Annotated in this window: 13 protein-coding genes; 4 read left to right on the top strand and 9 right to left on the bottom strand. The window is 65.9% G+C overall.

The features are described 5' to 3' along the window. Positions 1 to 41: 41 nt before the first annotated feature. Positions 42 to 377 carry a YnfA family protein gene (locus tag VKI00_RS27805; protein ID WP_324443959.1) on the bottom strand — a complete coding sequence of 112 codons (336 nt, stop codon included), beginning with the start codon at positions 375 to 377 and terminating at the stop codon, positions 42 to 44. A 169-nt stretch (positions 378 to 546) separates the two neighbouring features. On the opposite strand from VKI00_RS27805, the gene VKI00_RS27800 reads away from it, so the two are divergent. Next, positions 547 to 1,941, top strand: coding sequence for an NAD(P)/FAD-dependent oxidoreductase (locus tag VKI00_RS27800; RefSeq protein ID WP_324443958.1), 1,395 nt, complete (start codon positions 547 to 549; stop codon positions 1,939 to 1,941). A 1-nt stretch (position 1,942) separates the two neighbouring features. On the opposite strand, the gene VKI00_RS27795 is transcribed toward VKI00_RS27800, so the two are convergent. The 8 genes from VKI00_RS27795 to VKI00_RS27760 form a co-directional block, all read right to left on the bottom strand. After that, positions 1,943 to 3,097: a cellulase family glycosylhydrolase gene (locus VKI00_RS27795; RefSeq protein ID WP_324443957.1), complete on the bottom strand. Its 1,155-nt coding sequence runs from the start codon at positions 3,095 to 3,097 to the stop codon at positions 1,943 to 1,945. Positions 3,098 to 3,249: 152 nt separating this feature from the next. Further along, on the bottom strand, positions 3,250 to 4,866 hold the full coding sequence (locus VKI00_RS27790; protein ID WP_324443956.1) for a hypothetical protein: 1,617 nt from the start codon (positions 4,864 to 4,866) through the stop codon (positions 3,250 to 3,252). Between the two features lie 299 nt (positions 4,867 to 5,165). After that, positions 5,166 to 6,386, bottom strand: coding sequence for an O-succinylhomoserine sulfhydrylase (locus tag VKI00_RS27785; RefSeq protein WP_324443955.1), 1,221 nt, complete (start codon positions 6,384 to 6,386; stop codon positions 5,166 to 5,168). Beyond that, on the bottom strand, positions 6,383 to 6,799 hold the full coding sequence (locus tag VKI00_RS27780; protein ID WP_324443954.1) for a rhodanese-like domain-containing protein: 417 nt from the start codon (positions 6,797 to 6,799) through the stop codon (positions 6,383 to 6,385). The genes VKI00_RS27785 and VKI00_RS27780 overlap by 4 nt, the downstream gene beginning before the upstream one ends. A gap of 70 nt (positions 6,800 to 6,869) precedes the next feature. Further along, on the bottom strand, positions 6,870 to 8,120 hold the full coding sequence (purT, locus tag VKI00_RS27775; RefSeq protein ID WP_414687314.1) for a formate-dependent phosphoribosylglycinamide formyltransferase: 1,251 nt from the start codon (positions 8,118 to 8,120) through the stop codon (positions 6,870 to 6,872). A gap of 133 nt (positions 8,121 to 8,253) precedes the next feature. Then, positions 8,254 to 9,666 carry a wax ester/triacylglycerol synthase family O-acyltransferase gene (locus VKI00_RS27770; protein ID WP_324443949.1) on the bottom strand — a complete coding sequence of 471 codons (1,413 nt, stop codon included), beginning with the start codon at positions 9,664 to 9,666 and terminating at the stop codon, positions 8,254 to 8,256. Between the two features lie 336 nt (positions 9,667 to 10,002). Continuing rightward, entirely contained in the window at positions 10,003 to 10,644 is a 642-nt protein-coding gene (locus VKI00_RS27765) for a PaaI family thioesterase (RefSeq protein WP_324443947.1), read from the bottom strand. Continuing rightward, positions 10,641 to 11,939, bottom strand: coding sequence for an adenylosuccinate synthase (locus tag VKI00_RS27760; RefSeq protein ID WP_324443945.1), 1,299 nt, complete (start codon positions 11,937 to 11,939; stop codon positions 10,641 to 10,643). Before VKI00_RS27760 ends, VKI00_RS27765 begins: the two co-directional genes overlap by 4 nt. Before the next feature lie 156 nt (positions 11,940 to 12,095). Between VKI00_RS27760 and VKI00_RS27755 the strand changes: the two genes are divergently transcribed. The 3 genes from VKI00_RS27755 to VKI00_RS27745 form a co-directional block, all read left to right on the top strand. After that, positions 12,096 to 12,770 (top strand): peptidase M50, encoded by a 675-nt coding sequence (locus VKI00_RS27755; RefSeq protein WP_414687313.1) that lies wholly within the window; start codon positions 12,096 to 12,098, stop codon positions 12,768 to 12,770. 56 nt (positions 12,771 to 12,826) lie between these two features. Next, positions 12,827 to 13,606 carry a site-2 protease family protein gene (locus tag VKI00_RS27750; protein ID WP_324443942.1) on the top strand — a complete coding sequence of 260 codons (780 nt, stop codon included), beginning with the start codon at positions 12,827 to 12,829 and terminating at the stop codon, positions 13,604 to 13,606. Between the two features lie 65 nt (positions 13,607 to 13,671). Then, positions 13,672 to 14,089, top strand: a 418-nt coding sequence (locus tag VKI00_RS27745) for a cation diffusion facilitator family transporter (RefSeq protein ID WP_324443940.1), incomplete at its 3' end; no start/stop codon positions are given.

Below are 14,089 nucleotides of genomic sequence, written 5' to 3'. Positions count from 1 at the left end.
GCGCGCAGCACGCGACGGGCGTCGTCGAGCCTAAAGATTGACTACCGCCCGCGGGGTGCATACATGATCACGCCGACCCCGGCCAGGCACACCGCGGCGCCGATGATGTCCCACCGGTCCGGCCGAAAACCGTCCAGTGCCATGCCCCAGGCCAGCGACCCGGCGACAAAGACACCGCCGTAGGCGGCCAGAACGCGGCCGAACTGGGGATCGTCTTGGAAAGTGGCGACAAACCCGTAGGCACCCAAAGCGATTACGCCAAGGCCGGCCCAGATCCATCCGCGATGCTCGCGGACACCTTGCCACACCAGCCAGGCGCCGCCGATCTCGAATAGCGCGGCTACCGCGAACAGCAGAATGGATCTGGCGACACTCACTTACCGCACCTCCGCATTTGTCAGCGACCAGCCCCGGTAATTTTGCTATCCGTTCACGATCATCGATGCGGCACCCCGGGCGCGTCGGCCGCGGATCCGGCAAGATTTCGGTTGAGGTGTGACATCGGCCTAGCCTGAAACCCAAGCGGAGTCGTAACCGAGGAGGTCCGTGACTGTGCCGGCTACCGACCACCGCCACCGCGTCGTGATCGTCGGATCGGGATTCGGCGGGCTCACCGCCGCCAAAGCATTCAAGCGGGCCGACGTCGACGTCACGCTGATCTCGAAAACGAACAGCCATCTGTTTCAGCCGCTGCTCTATCAGGTGGCGACCGGGATCTTGTCCGAGGGCGAGATCGCCCCGAGCATGAGGCTCATTCTGCGTAAGCAGAAGAACGTCAAGGTGCTGCTCGGCGACGTCGAAGGGATCGACCTGACGGCGCAGACGGTGCGGTCGCGGCTGATGGACATGCACACGGTGATCCCGTTCGACAGCCTCATCGTCGCGGCCGGGGCGCAGCAGTCCTACTTCGGCAATGACCATTTCGCCACCTACGCCCCGGGCATGAAGAGCATCGACGATGCGCTGGAACTGCGCGGCCGGATCCTGGGCGCTTTCGAGGCGGCCGAGGTCACCACCGACCTGGCCGAGCGGCAACGCCGCCTGACGTTTGTCGTCGTCGGCGCCGGCCCCACCGGCGTCGAGCTGGCCGGGCAGATCGCCGAGCTCGCCGAGCGCACGCTCGCCGGTGCGTTTCGAAACATCGAGCCGACCGACTGCCGGGTGATCCTGCTCGATGCTGCGCCCGCGGTGCTGCCGCCGATGGGCGAGAAACTGGGTTCCATGGCCCAACGACGGCTGGAAAAAATGGGCGTCGACGTCCAGCTCAACGCGATGGTGACCGCAGTCGACTATCAAGGCATCACCGTCAAGGACAGCGACGGATCCCAGCGCCGCATCGAATGCGCGTGCAAGGTATGGGCGGCCGGTGTTGCGGCCAGCCCACTGGGCAAAATGATTGCCAAGCAATCCGACGGCACCGAAATCGACCGTGCGGGAAGGGTAATCGTGGAGCCCGACCTCACCGTCAAAGGACATCCGTATGTGTTCGTCGTCGGCGATCTGATGGCGGTGCCCGGTGTGCCCGGGATGGCGCAGGGCGCGATCCAGGGTGCGACCTACGCAACGAAGTGCATCAAGCGCTCACTCAAAGGCCACGACGATCCGGCCCACCGCGCTCCGTTCAAATACTTCGACAAGGGCAGCATGGCGACGATCTCACGGCACAATGCCGTGGCACAGGTCGGCAAGCTGGAGTTCGGCGGCTACATCGCGTGGCTGGCCTGGTTGGTACTGCACCTGTACTACCTGGTCGGCCACAAAAACCGCATCACCACCGTGCTCGCTTGGATGATCACGTTTTTGGGTCGCGGCCGGGGGCAGATGGCGATCACCAGCCAGATGATCTATGCCCGGCAGGCGATGAACCAGCTGCAAGCGCAGGCGCAGGACGCGTTGACAGCGGCCGAGGAAGCCGAACACGTCGAGCAAGAAGCGGGGTAGTTCAGCCGGCCGTCGAGGAGCTCAGCATTCTGATCGTCTGAGATTCATCGCCCTCAAACGCCGTTCCATCCGGCCGCAGCAGATCGTGGAACCATACCTTCGGAATCGACGTGTACGGGTGATTCCAGGAGTCCCACGGAAAATAGGTCTGGGTCTTACCGGCGACCAGACCCCAGTTGATGGCGCCGACGTTGTGCCGCTTGGCAATTGGCAGGATGCTCTCGACGGTGCTGCCCTGCGGCCGAGCCATGTACTCGGTGCAGAGGATCGGCCGGCCCTGCGGCGTTAGCTCACCGATCCGGGACTCAAAGGTCGAAGGTCCGGCGTAGGAGTGGAATGAGATCACGTCCGAGTTGGCAAGTTGGATGCCGGCAATTGTGCTGCGGCTCGCTGGATCTGCCCACTCGCCGTCCCACACCCCGCTGGTCAGGGGTTGGCGGGGATCGACGGAACGTGCCCACGCGAACACTTGCGGCAACAGCTCCGCGACGCGTTCCAGCTTGTCGGACCTCTCCACGCTGCGGTACTGCTTAGCGGGATTGTCGGGTTCATTCCACAGGTCCCAACCCAAAACCCGGTCATCGTTGCGGAATTGAGTCAGCACGCCGGTGACATAGTCTTGCAGCGTGCGGGTGTAGCGAGGGTCGGCGATGCGTTCGGCGCCAGGACTCTGCACCCATCCGGAGTTGTGCACCCCGGGAATCGGCGGGTGCTGCAGACCCAGTCTGGGCATCGGGTCCCAACAGGAGTCGAACAAGACAAACAGTGGCTTGATTCGATGGCGCGCAGCGATGCCGACGAATTGCGCGAGACGTGTTTGGAAGCCACGGGAATCCTGCGCCCACAGCTGATCATGTAGGAAGACCCGCGCCGTGTTGAGCCCGTGGAACCGGGCCCAGCCCAGTTCGGTATCGATGCGCCGCGGGTCGTAGGTGCCGGGCTGAAACATCTCGAGCTGGTTGATGGCGTTGGAGGTGATGAAGTTGGCGCCGACGGGCCAACCTTGCGCTTGATACCAACTGTTGGCGCGGTCGGGTGACCACCGACTGGGTTCGGCAGAAGCGCGGGGCGGCTCCGCCGAGGCACGCGGTGATTGGGCCAGAGCCGTGCCCGCTGCCAACAGCAGCGGTAGCTTCAGAACCGTACGGCGGTACACGAAGTGACGATAAGTTGCGCAAGGCGCTGTTCCCGGTATTCGTCTGGCGCGTCGCGCTGAATTATTTACGCGGCGATCTTGTTGCGGGAATTGTTATCTCGTCGACACCTTCAGCACTTAGTGTGTTGACGGCGAGTGCCACGCGTTCGGTGTTACATTCCGGCGCCAACGGCAAGCATCCGCTCCAGGGTTAGCGCCTGAGCACCGGCGGATAGCGAAGTTTGCCCCGACGTGGCGACCATCGCCCAACGTCCGGGCACGACGGCGATCTCCTCGCAAGGCTGTTGTGCCGTTGAGAATTTCGACACGAGCGATCGGATCTTCTCCGCATTCGCCGTAGCCTCCGGAAGGAGAACACGGGTCGCTGCCCCTCCCCCGACGGCGGGATGGCGCGCCATGAACTCGCGCAAAAACAAGGCACCCGTGACTTTCGGGTTGATGTCCTGAACGGCGGCCACGACGGTATCGCCGAACTTTCCGCCCAACGTCCCGATCGCAAAGTCGACGCCACAATGCAGCAAGCCCAGCCGCCGCGACAGGTCGCCCATCGCTCCGCGCAGCTTAGCGTACATGGCCTTTTCCAGCCCGAGGCCCTGCCAGTCTGCGGCGCCCACGAAGATGTTGCCCTTCCACGCAGTACCGCGCATGAATTGAAGGGTCAACCCGTCCAACAACTTTCCTGACCGGACATGGGCCGACGGCGTGGTCAGAACTTGCTCGCCGCCGATGTGTCGCTCGAAGTAGGTGACGTGCGCCTCGAGAACTTGATCGCCGCCTAAGTTCCACGCCTTCGTTGCGAGCTCTTCCAGCCGCGGCGTGTCATCGAGTTCGATGTCGGCGACGATGCGGCCGCCATTTCCGCCGTCGGACGGCTTCAGGCAACCGTGCGAGAGGCCGTAGCGCTCCTTCAAAAGCGCGCTCGCACGCAGAAGATCACGACCGAAGTCGTAGCGATTCTCCTGCCACGGAACGGTATAGCCCGGGATCACGGGAATTGCTGTGCGCAGAGCCTGAAACGCCTCGCTCGCACGATGTTCCTGATCCAAGATGAGCGGGGCAGGTTCGTCGGACACTTGGCCGTTCAGCCGCAGCGCCGAGTCGACGGTCGGATGTAACATCCGCTTACCGTTCCAAGCTCCCAGACGGGAATTGTTGGCATCCACGCGAATTCGCCGAAGACCGGCGGCCTGTGCCAGCCAGGTGACAAATATCTGGAACTCGGGTTCGAAGTCGTACGGAGACACCACAGTCGAAGGTCGCTCGCGCAGAATCTCGATCATCTGAGCTAGCACGGGATCGCGGTCGCCGGCATCGACCGCCCGCCGCAGCAGCGCGTGAGACATGTAGTAGTAATCGGTATCCGGGAGCGTCAAGCGCCGGACCCCTTCTTTGGCGATCGCATGACGCCACGGGCGAGTTCGTCCGACGGCTGTATCGCCGCTGCGAGCGAGATACAAACCGCGAGTCTCGACGTATGTCGTGAGGTCCGAGACCGGTCGCCCCTCAACCATCGCGGTTAGGTCTGTCTCGAAGCCGCGCGCAAACGGTGTGGTCGAATGCACGATCAAGCGCGATTGCTCATCGTTCGGAGACGAGAACTCCACATACTCATCCACCATGTGGAGCAAGTCGCAGGGTTCGATCGACAGCAACTTGCGGCTAGCGATGGCGATGTCTGTCTCATCAAGTCGCAGCGGACCGGCATAGCTCTGCCAGGCAACTTCGCGTCCGTCGACAACGACCGTCCAGTCGAGAAAATCGCGGGTCAACGGATGAGGCGACGTCCGCGGGCGGCGAATGCACGAAATCACTCTGGTCTCTCCATATCTGGCGCAGCGCAATCAGGCGTATTTGTTCAGCCGGCAGCGATATCGGCGCATTATGTTGCCATACACGCCTTAACTCACGGTACCGAGCACTTTGACCATCGCACTAAAGGTTCTAAACGACCAAACCCGCTGGAAAAAGCTGGAAACGACAAGGTAAATAACGTGATAACGCGCAGCGCTAATACCCCAAACGGGAGTAACCGACCAGATTAAAAATGCTGTGAGTATGCTGCTAGTTTTCAGCGTAACGCCTGGTCGATGTCGGCAATTAGATCGTCGGTGCCTTCCAGGCCGACCGAAATTCGAACGACGCCGTCGCCCAGGCCGATTGCGGCGCGCCCTTCGGGCCCCATCGCCCGATGTGTCGTTGTCGCCGGATGGGTGACAAGGGATTTCGAATCACCCAAGTTGTTGGAAATGTTGATTACCCGCAGCTTGTCCAGCACCTCGAAGGCCCGTCGCTTGGCCGCGCTGTCGGGGACGTCGAGTTCAAAGGTGACGACGGTACCGCCGCCAGACATCTGTCGCTTGGCCAGATCGAACTGCGGATGCGACGTCAGAAATGGATAGCGCACCCATCTGACCGCCGGGTGTCCCTCTAAATACTCGGCGATCCGCTGCGCCGAGGAATTCTGATAGTCGACGCGAATCGCCAGTGTTTCAAGGCCTTTGAGCATTACCCAGGCGTTGAACGCACTCATCGCCGGTCCGGTGTGCCGCATCAGTTTCTGCACCGGGCCGTCGATGTACTCCTTGTCACCCAGTATCGCCCCGCCCAGCACACGGCCTTGCCCATCAATGTGTTTGGTGCCCGAGTAGACCACCACGTCGACGCCGAGTGGAAAACCCTGCTGTAGCAACGGGGTCGCAAAGACGTTGTCCAGCACGACTTTCGCCCCCGCGGCGTGGGAAAGCTCGGTGACCGCGACGATGTCGACCAGCGACTGCATCGGATTCGACGGCGTCTCGAAGAACACCGCCTGGGTCGGAACGGAAAGCGCCTTCTCCCACTGGGTGAGGTCGTCGCCGTCGACAAAGACGGTCTCGATCCCCCAGCGCGGCAAGATCTCGTTGCACACAACGAAACACGAACCGAACAGGCTGCGCGCGGCGACCAGCCGATCGCCGGCGCCCAGCAACGCGCCCAGCGAGGTGAAAACCGCCGCCATCCCGCTCGCAGTGGCGAACGCCGCCGGCGCCCCCTCGATCAACCGCAGTCGTTCCTCGAACATGCTGACCGTCGGGTTGCCGTAGCGGGAGTAGACATAGCGGTCGATGTCGCCGGCGAAGGCCTGCTCCGCCGCGGCAGCCGAGTCGTAGACGTAGCCGGACGCCAAATACATCGCTTCGGCGGTCTCTTCGAACTGCGACCGCAGGATGCCGCCCCGCACTCCGATGGTGGCCTGGCTGACGCCGTCGGGCAGCGGCTCCGGTGTCCGCACCGATTTCGGCTCAGTCATGTTTGTTTCCAGGGCAACCCGATCGCGCGCCAGCCAACCCCGCCGCGGTGACCGTCGGCGTCGAGATGTCCTTCGAAACCGTCCAGCACGTTGTACGACGGGGCGAAACCAGCCCCGGTGGCGGCCTCCGCCGCGCCGATGGAGCGGTTGCCGGAGCGACACAAGAAGATCACCGGCCGGTCCCCGGTGGCGGCCGGCAGTTGCTCGGTCAGGTCGGCCACGAAGTTGTCGTTGCGGGTGCCGTCGACGCTGTTCCACTCGATGTAGACGACGTCGCGGCCCAGGCCGGACAAATCGGGCACACCGACGAAGCGCCATTCGGCGTCGGTACGGACGTCGACCAGCACCGCTTCGGGGTTCTCACCCAGCAGCTTCCAGGCCTGCTCCGGCGTGATATCTCCTGCGTAGCTCACCCGCCCGAGTCTCGCATATCTGGCTGGGAGCGCCGTCGGTGGGCGCTGGTGGGTAACGCGTCGCTGCCGATCACCAAAGCCTGCGAAGTGCTGTCGACACCTCCCGGGCGCGGCTACGCGCGGTGCTGACGTCCAGGGCGGTGACGATGGCCACGCCCAACGGGCGGCGTCCCTCGGGCTCGTGGCGATCGAACATTCGCGCGTCGCTCTCCGGCGCACGCAGCGCATCGGCCAGCACACCGACCGCGTTAGGGCTCTGAGCCGGCGGGCCGGAACCGTTATGTCCGGCGTAGATCACCTCCGCGGCGCCGGGCGAAATCATGATGGCGTCGGTCGGCAGGCCCATGATTGCCCGCGCTTGCAGTTCGAATTCCGAAAGCCGCTGAGTGCGCAACGTGATCAGGCCGCTCTCGAAGGGCCGGGCGGTGACATCGCTGAAGTACACCTCGTCGCCGCGGACCATCAGCTCCACCCCGAACACGCCGCGCCCGCCCAGCGCCTTGACGACGCGGGCGGCGATCGACTTGGCAGCATCCAACGCGGCCGCGCTCAAATCTTGCGGCTGCCACGATTCCTGCACGTCACCGATGGCCTCACCATGCCCGATCGGGGCGCAGAAATCGATCGTCGGCCCGGTGGGCCCAACGCTGCGCACGGTGAGCAGGGTGACGTGGAAGTCGATCTCGACGAGGGTTTCGGCCAGCACCCGGTTGTGCGCCAGCCGACCACCGGCCGACACCGCACGCTGCCAGGCCGACTCGATGTCCGCCGGTAGCAGAACTATCGACTGCCCCGCGCCGGCCATCCCGGCGACCGGTTGCACCCGCAGCGGGTAGCCGGCGTGGTCGGCCACCGCCCGTAGCTCGGCGGGCGATCCCGCGAACCAGAACGGGGCGGTAGGCAGACCGAGTTCGTCGGCGGCCAGCCGGCGCAGTCCCTCCCGGTCGGCGGTGAGCCGCGCGCAGCGGGCGGTGGGGAAAACCTCGGTGACGCCGGTTTCGGCCGCGGCCGTCAATGCGTCGCCGGCGACCGCGTCTGATGCCGTGACTATGAAATTCGGCTGCAGCCGCCTGATCACCGCGCCCAACTCGTCGGTGTCGGCCATGTTGACAACCAATGCCTGGTCGGCGACACCATGCACGGGCGCATCGGCATACCGCTCGACCGCGATCACCTCGGCGCCGAGCCGTTGGAAGGCGATCGCCAGCTCGCGGCTGAACTCTCCCGACCCCAGCAACATCACCTTGGTCCGGTGTACGTGGTCAGGGTCGCGCTGGGCCGGCGGCTCGTGCTTTCCGTGAGCCGACTCGTCATGCGGCATGTCCTGGGCCACCGGTTTCACCTTCTCCCTGAGTCAGGGTGCTGCACGTACTGCGGCACGCTGCTCAAGGATATGGCGGCTCACCGAAACGGCGGCGAACGGCGATCCGGCCGAGGGATGCCGAGCGCGGTCGTCAGACTCCCGCGGCGCGCTCGAGCAGGCGGAGTTCGTCGTCGAGGTGCCCGGTCATCGCCCCCAGCCCGGGGACGGCGTGGCGGCAGCCGGTAAGTCCGAACGCAATCGTGTCGTCGGTGCTGGTGCAGGTGATGTTCAGCGCCTGACCGTCAACCGGGATCGACAACGGGTAGAGGGCGTCGAGGCGGGCGCCGTTCCAATACAGCGGCGCCGGCGACCCGGATATGTTGGAGATCATCACGTTCGGCGGGCGCAGCAGCCGGTGGTGACCGACCAGCATGCCCAGCGCGAGCGGTACGGCCCCCAGCGCGCTCATCGCGAGGACCTGCAGCTGACTGCGCGCGGCCAACGCGGCCTTGCCCTCACGCATGCCGGCCCGCACGGCCGCGAGCCGCTCGCCGGCGTCGGCCAGGTTGGTGGCCAGGCCGCACGTCAACGACCCGATCCTGTTCCCTGCATCCGCGGTGCCGCCCCCGCCGCCCTCGGGCCGGGTGCCGTGCAGCGAGACCGGCACCATCGCCACCAGCGGCGCCCACGGCAGCGCCCCCTTACTGGTTAGATAGCTGCGCAGCGCCCCGGCGCACATGGCGAGCACCACGTCGTTGACGGTGGCGTCGCTCTGCTTGGCGACCAGACGCAGCCGCTCCAACGGCCAGGAGCGCCCGGTGAACGATCGGGCCCCGTCAATCGGCACGTTGAGCATCGTGCGGGGCGCGGCCAGCGACAGCGGCCCATCGCGGTGCCGCAACGCTTGCTCGAGCGTGCCGGCAAGCGCGGGCACCAGCCCGGCGACCTCCCGGGCCGCGCCCCAGGCCGTCGCCATCGCCCAAGACGGCAGCCGTAACAGATCCAGACCGCCCCGTGGCGCGGCCGGCGCGGGCTCCGATGCGGGCTCGACCGGCTCCCACAGCGCGGGCCCTCCGCGCCGGCCGGGGTCCGCGCTCAACGCCGCGCGCAGCATCTCCATCGCGGACACCCCGTCGGCGAGCGCGTGGTGGATCTTGATGTAGACCGCGTACCGACCGTCGGCGAGCCCCTCGATCAGGTGTATCTCCCACAGCGGCCGGTCCCGGTTCAGCCGGGCTGCGTGCAGCCAGGACACCAGCGCCCACAACTCCGCCATCCCGGCGGGCTCCGGCAACGCCGAATACTGCACGTGGTAGTCGAGGTCGACGTCGCCGCCGGAATCCCAGCCCCACTGCCCCAGCGATGTCACCGACCGGCGGGCCCGTTTGCGAAAGAAGCCGGCCACCTCGTCGCGGCCGACGGCCGCGGCGAACATCTTGCGCACGTCCGAAGCGCGGGCGCCCTCAGGCGGGGAGAACAACGCCAGGCCGCCCACCTGCATCTGACAACTCTCGGACTCGGCGAGCAGGAACATCGAATTGGTTGGGGACATGGGAAAAAGCATCAGGTCACAAACTCCAAACACACACCAACGGGTGGAGAACGGTGAAACGGGTTGTGCGAGAGCGCCGGTCCGGCTGAACGAATCGTGTCGATCCATGCCCAGATCCCGACGAGGGTGCCTTCGCCTCGCATCTCCGAGTCGGCGACGATCCCGCTGGTCGCGGTAACAGACAAACCTCGTTGCAATCGGTGAGGTCGAGCGCCACCCTCGATCCGAAAGGAAGGTGACCGCTAGTCGAGAGGGTGAGTTACCGCTGTGTCCGAGGCTACTCCACACGGCGGGGGTTGTCGCGGTCACAACCGCAGGCACGCGCGGGCGAGATCGACCGTCTCGCGATTACGGCTGCCCGGGCAACAGCCGCACCATCAGGCCATTGGCCTCGGCCAGCAGTGTGTCCCCATCGAGCAGTTCGCCGCGGACAAATGCCTTGCGACCCTCGGTAGCCCCGACGTGCCCCCGGACGACCAACGAGGTGTCGATCGGGGTGATCTTGCGGTAATCGACATGCAGGAAGCCGGTCCGGCTGATCGGCCGACCGGCGGCATGCACCACCATCCCGAAGACATGGTCGAACAACAGTGGAAGCACACCGCCGTGCACCGCCCCGTTGCCGCCCACGTGGAACCGGGAGAAATGGCCCCGCATTTCGACGCCGTCGGGGTCGAATCTGCTCATCGTCCACGGCGGCAGTAGCAGGCTGCCCATTCCCGGCAGTTGCGGCGATCGGCCGGCCGGACCCTGGCCTTCCGGGGCGTGAAACGGCGCGAGCAGCGCGGATAGCGCCTCGGCACGGTCGGCGGCGTCCTCCCAGACCTCGTCGCCGGGGTCGGCGGACACCGCCAGATCCTGCAACCGGCGCATGGCGCTGACGAACCGGCCGAAACCCGGCCCCGGGCTGGCGGCGCCATATTCCGGAAAGCCGCCGTGATGGTCGTAATCGGGATCGAGTTGTTCTGGGCTCTGCGAAGATTCGGTCACGCTCGCGCCGCCAGCACGTCGCGGCGAACGATGGTCTGCTCACGGCTCGGGCCGACACCGATACACGAAACCTGTGCTCCGGCAAGCTCTTCCAGCCGCATCACGTAGTCACGCGCCTTCGCGGGCAGGTCGTCGAAGGTCCGTGCGTCAGAAATGTCTTCCCACCACCCGGGCAGCTCTTCGTAGATCGGCTCGGCGCGAGCCAAATCGCTTTGGGTCATGGGCATTTCGTGGGTACGCTTGCCGTCGACCGTGTAGCCGACGCACACCGGAACGGTCTCCAGGCTGGACAACACGTCCAGCTTGGTGAGGAAGTAGTCGGTGATGCCGTTGACCCGGGTGGCGTAGCGGGCGATCACGGCGTCGAACCAGCCGCAGCGACGACGGCGCCCGGTGGTGACGCCGAACTCACCGCCGGTCTTGGACAGGTATTCGCCGTACTCGTCGAACAATTCGGTGGGGAACGGGCCGGAGCCGACGCGGGTGGTGTAGGCCTTCAGGATTCCCAGCACGGTGGTGATCCGGGTCGGCCCGATGCCCGAGCCGACCGCGGCACCTCCGGCGGTTGGATTCGACGACGTCACATACGGATACGTGCCGTGGTCGACGTCGAGCAGAGTGCCCTGCGAGCCTTCCAGCAATACCGTTTCGCCGGCCTCCAGCGCGGTGTTGAGCAGCAGCCTGGTGTCGGCGATGCGGTGCCGGAAGCCCTCGGCTTGTTCGAGCACGACCTCGACCACGTGCGCCGGGTCCAGCGCCTTACGGTTGTAGATCTTGACCAAGATCTGGTTTTTGAGTTCGAGTGCGGCTTCGACCTTGTGCGTGAGCACCTCCGGGTCGAGAACGTCGGCGACCCGGATCCCGATGCGGGCGATCTTGTCCTGGTAGCACGGCCCGATGCCGCGGCCGGTGGTGCCGATCTTCTTGCTGCCCATGTAGCGCTCGGTCACCTTGTCGATGGCCACGTGGTAGGGCATCAGCAGGTGCGCGTCGGCGGAGATCAACAGCTTCGAGGTGTCGACGCCGCGATCCTCGAGCCCCTTCAGCTCGTCGAGCAGCACGCCGGGATCGACCACCACACCGTTGCCGATGACGTTGGTGACGTCGGGCGTGAGCACACCCGACGGGATGAGATGCAGGGCGAAATTCTCACCGGTAGGCAGCACGACGGTGTGTCCGGCGTTGTTGCCACCCTGATAGCGCACTACCCACTGGGCGCGGCCACCGAGTAGATCGGTGGCCTTGCCTTTGCCCTCGTCGCCCCATTGGGCGCCGATCAGGACGATTGCCGGCATGGCGTTTCTCCTGCATATTGTGGTCCAGCCGGTGACACACACTATCGCAGCTGTTTGCGAGGAGGCCCGTCCGGCGACGATACGCGCCGAAAGGCGCGGGGAGGAGCCGGACAAATAAACCGCCCGGTGACAATACGGCCCGACATCGCCGTGCTGATGTTCGGCGAAGCAGACGCCCCGCGACGATGCGGCCCGTCGAGCGGGCCGCTGAGCAGAGGGGCAATCGGGGCTGTGCCGCGGCCGCTGACCGGGCTGCCGGCGGTGCACATCGACGAGCCCGGCGACGTCGACGCCGCGATCGTCGGAGTGCGACGGGTGGTGGTGGTCGGGGTCGACGCCGACCTGGCGACGGTGCTCACCCGGCTGCTGCGAGCCGGGCGACTCGACGTCGAGGTCGGCTATGCGCCGCGGCGGCGCACCGCCGCCACCCGGGTTTACCGGGTGCCGGCGGGCCGCCGAGCGGCCCGACGGGCGCGGCGCGGATCGGCTGGACGGGTGCCGCTGATCCGCGACGAGACTGGAACGGCGATCGTGGGCGCGGCGCATTGGCGACCAACCGACGGCGAGCAGCTGCTGCACGGCGAGGCCGTCGTCGACGACGCTGTGCTTTTCGACGGCGAGGTTGCCGGTGTCCGGATCGAGCCGACGGCCACCCTGCCCGGCCTGCGGGCGCGGGTGTGGGGCGGCGAGTCACGCCGCTGGCTGGCCGGGCGGGCAGCGCAGCTGGGCACCGGCGGTGTCGCCGTGGTCCGCGATGGCGTGCCGGCGCCGAGGGCGGCGCGCCGGTCGACGTTCTATCGCAACACCGAGGGCTGGTTATTGGTCCGGTGACGAGCGCCGCGAGGGGCGAGGAGCCGGATCGTCGGCACAGTCGGTAGCTTCGTCACGTGAGCAGCCGTGACTTACACCCGTCGGTGCGGCCCAGCCCAATCTTTCTGGCCATCGTCGGCGTGGCGGTGCTCGGCGGCGTGCTCGCGTGGTGGGACGGAGCCGACCTGGGCGCGCTGGCCTACGCCGCAGTGTTCATCTTCGTGATCGCCGGCTGGACGGTGTCGTTGTGTCTGCACGAGTTCGGTCACGCGCTCATGGCATGGCGATTCGGCGATCGTGACATCGCGGTGCAGGGCTATCTGAGCCTGGATCCGCGGCGCTACAGCAGCCCGCTGCTGTCGCTGGGTCTGCCGATGTTGTTCATCGCGCTGGGCGGCATCGGTTTGCCCGGCGCCGCGGTCTATCTGCGGACGTCGTTCATGACGGCCGCGCAGCGCACGCTGGTGAGCCTGGCCGGGCCGGCGGCCAATTTGCTGCTCGCGGTGCTGCTGCTGGCAGTGACCCGGTTGGGCTTCGACCCGCGACACCCGGTGCTGTGGGCCGGGGTGGCCTTCCTGGGCTTTCTGCAGGTCACCGCGGTACTACTGAACCTGCTGCCGATCCCCGGCCTGGACGGCTACAGCGCGCTGGAGCCGCATTTGAGTCCGGAGACGCAGCGAGCGCTGGAACCGTTCAAGCAGTTCGGCTGGCTGATCCTGCTGGTGATCTTCATTGCGCCGCCGCTGAACCAGTGGTTCTTCGGGGTGGTGTTCTGGTTCTACGAACTGTCCGGCGTGCCTAGCAACTGGGCGCTCGCCGGCATGCAACTGACCCGGTTCTGGCACGCCTGGTTCTGACCCGACGCTGTCAGTAGCCTATCCAGCCTTGCGATATATGCGTTTTCACGCATATATTTAGCCGCATGGGCGCCGGCCACGAGCACACGAACAGCGACACCCCCGTGCCGAGAATGGTTGCTGCCACAGTGCTGTTGGGCGGGTTCTTCGTCGTGGAGCTGACCACCGCGCTGGTGATCGGCTCGATGGCTCTGCTGGCTGACGCCGGCCACATCCTGACCGACGTGGCGGCGACATTCATGGGCCTGTGCGCCCTGGCGCTGGCCCGGCGCGGCAGCTCCTCGCCGGCCCGCACCTACGGCTGGCACCGCGCCGAGGTGTTCACCGCGGTGGCCAACGCCGTCCTGCTGATCGGGGTGGCGACGATCATCCTTCGCGAAGCGATCAGCCGGATCGGCCATGCGCCGGAAGTACCGGGGATTCCGATGATCGTCGTGGCACTGGCGGGGCTGGCCACCAATGCGGTGGTCGCGCTGCTGTTGC

Source organism: Mycobacterium sp. (genome assembly GCF_035314665.1).
In the GTDB taxonomy this organism is placed as follows: Bacteria; Actinomycetota; Actinomycetes; order Mycobacteriales; family Mycobacteriaceae; genus Mycobacterium.
Note: the sequence above shows the minus strand (reverse complement) of the source record. Positions and strands in the feature narration are given on the sequence as shown.

Excerpts from the sequence above, each read along its gene's own strand:
- VKI00_RS27785 (WP_324443955.1), bottom strand. The coding sequence starts at position 6,386 with ATGACTGAGCCGAAATCGGTGCGGACACCGGAGCCGCTGCCCGACGGC.
- purT (WP_414687314.1), bottom strand. The coding sequence starts at position 8,120 with ATGCCGCATGACGAGTCGGCTCACGGAAAGCACGAGCCGCCGGCCCAG.
- VKI00_RS27770 (WP_324443949.1), bottom strand. The coding sequence starts at position 9,666 with ATGCTTTTTCCCATGTCCCCAACCAATTCGATGTTCCTGCTCGCCGAG.
- VKI00_RS27760 (WP_324443945.1), bottom strand. The coding sequence starts at position 11,939 with ATGCCGGCAATCGTCCTGATCGGCGCCCAATGGGGCGACGAGGGCAAA.
- VKI00_RS27755 (WP_414687313.1), top strand. The coding sequence starts at position 12,096 with ATGTTCGGCGAAGCAGACGCCCCGCGACGATGCGGCCCGTCGAGCGGG.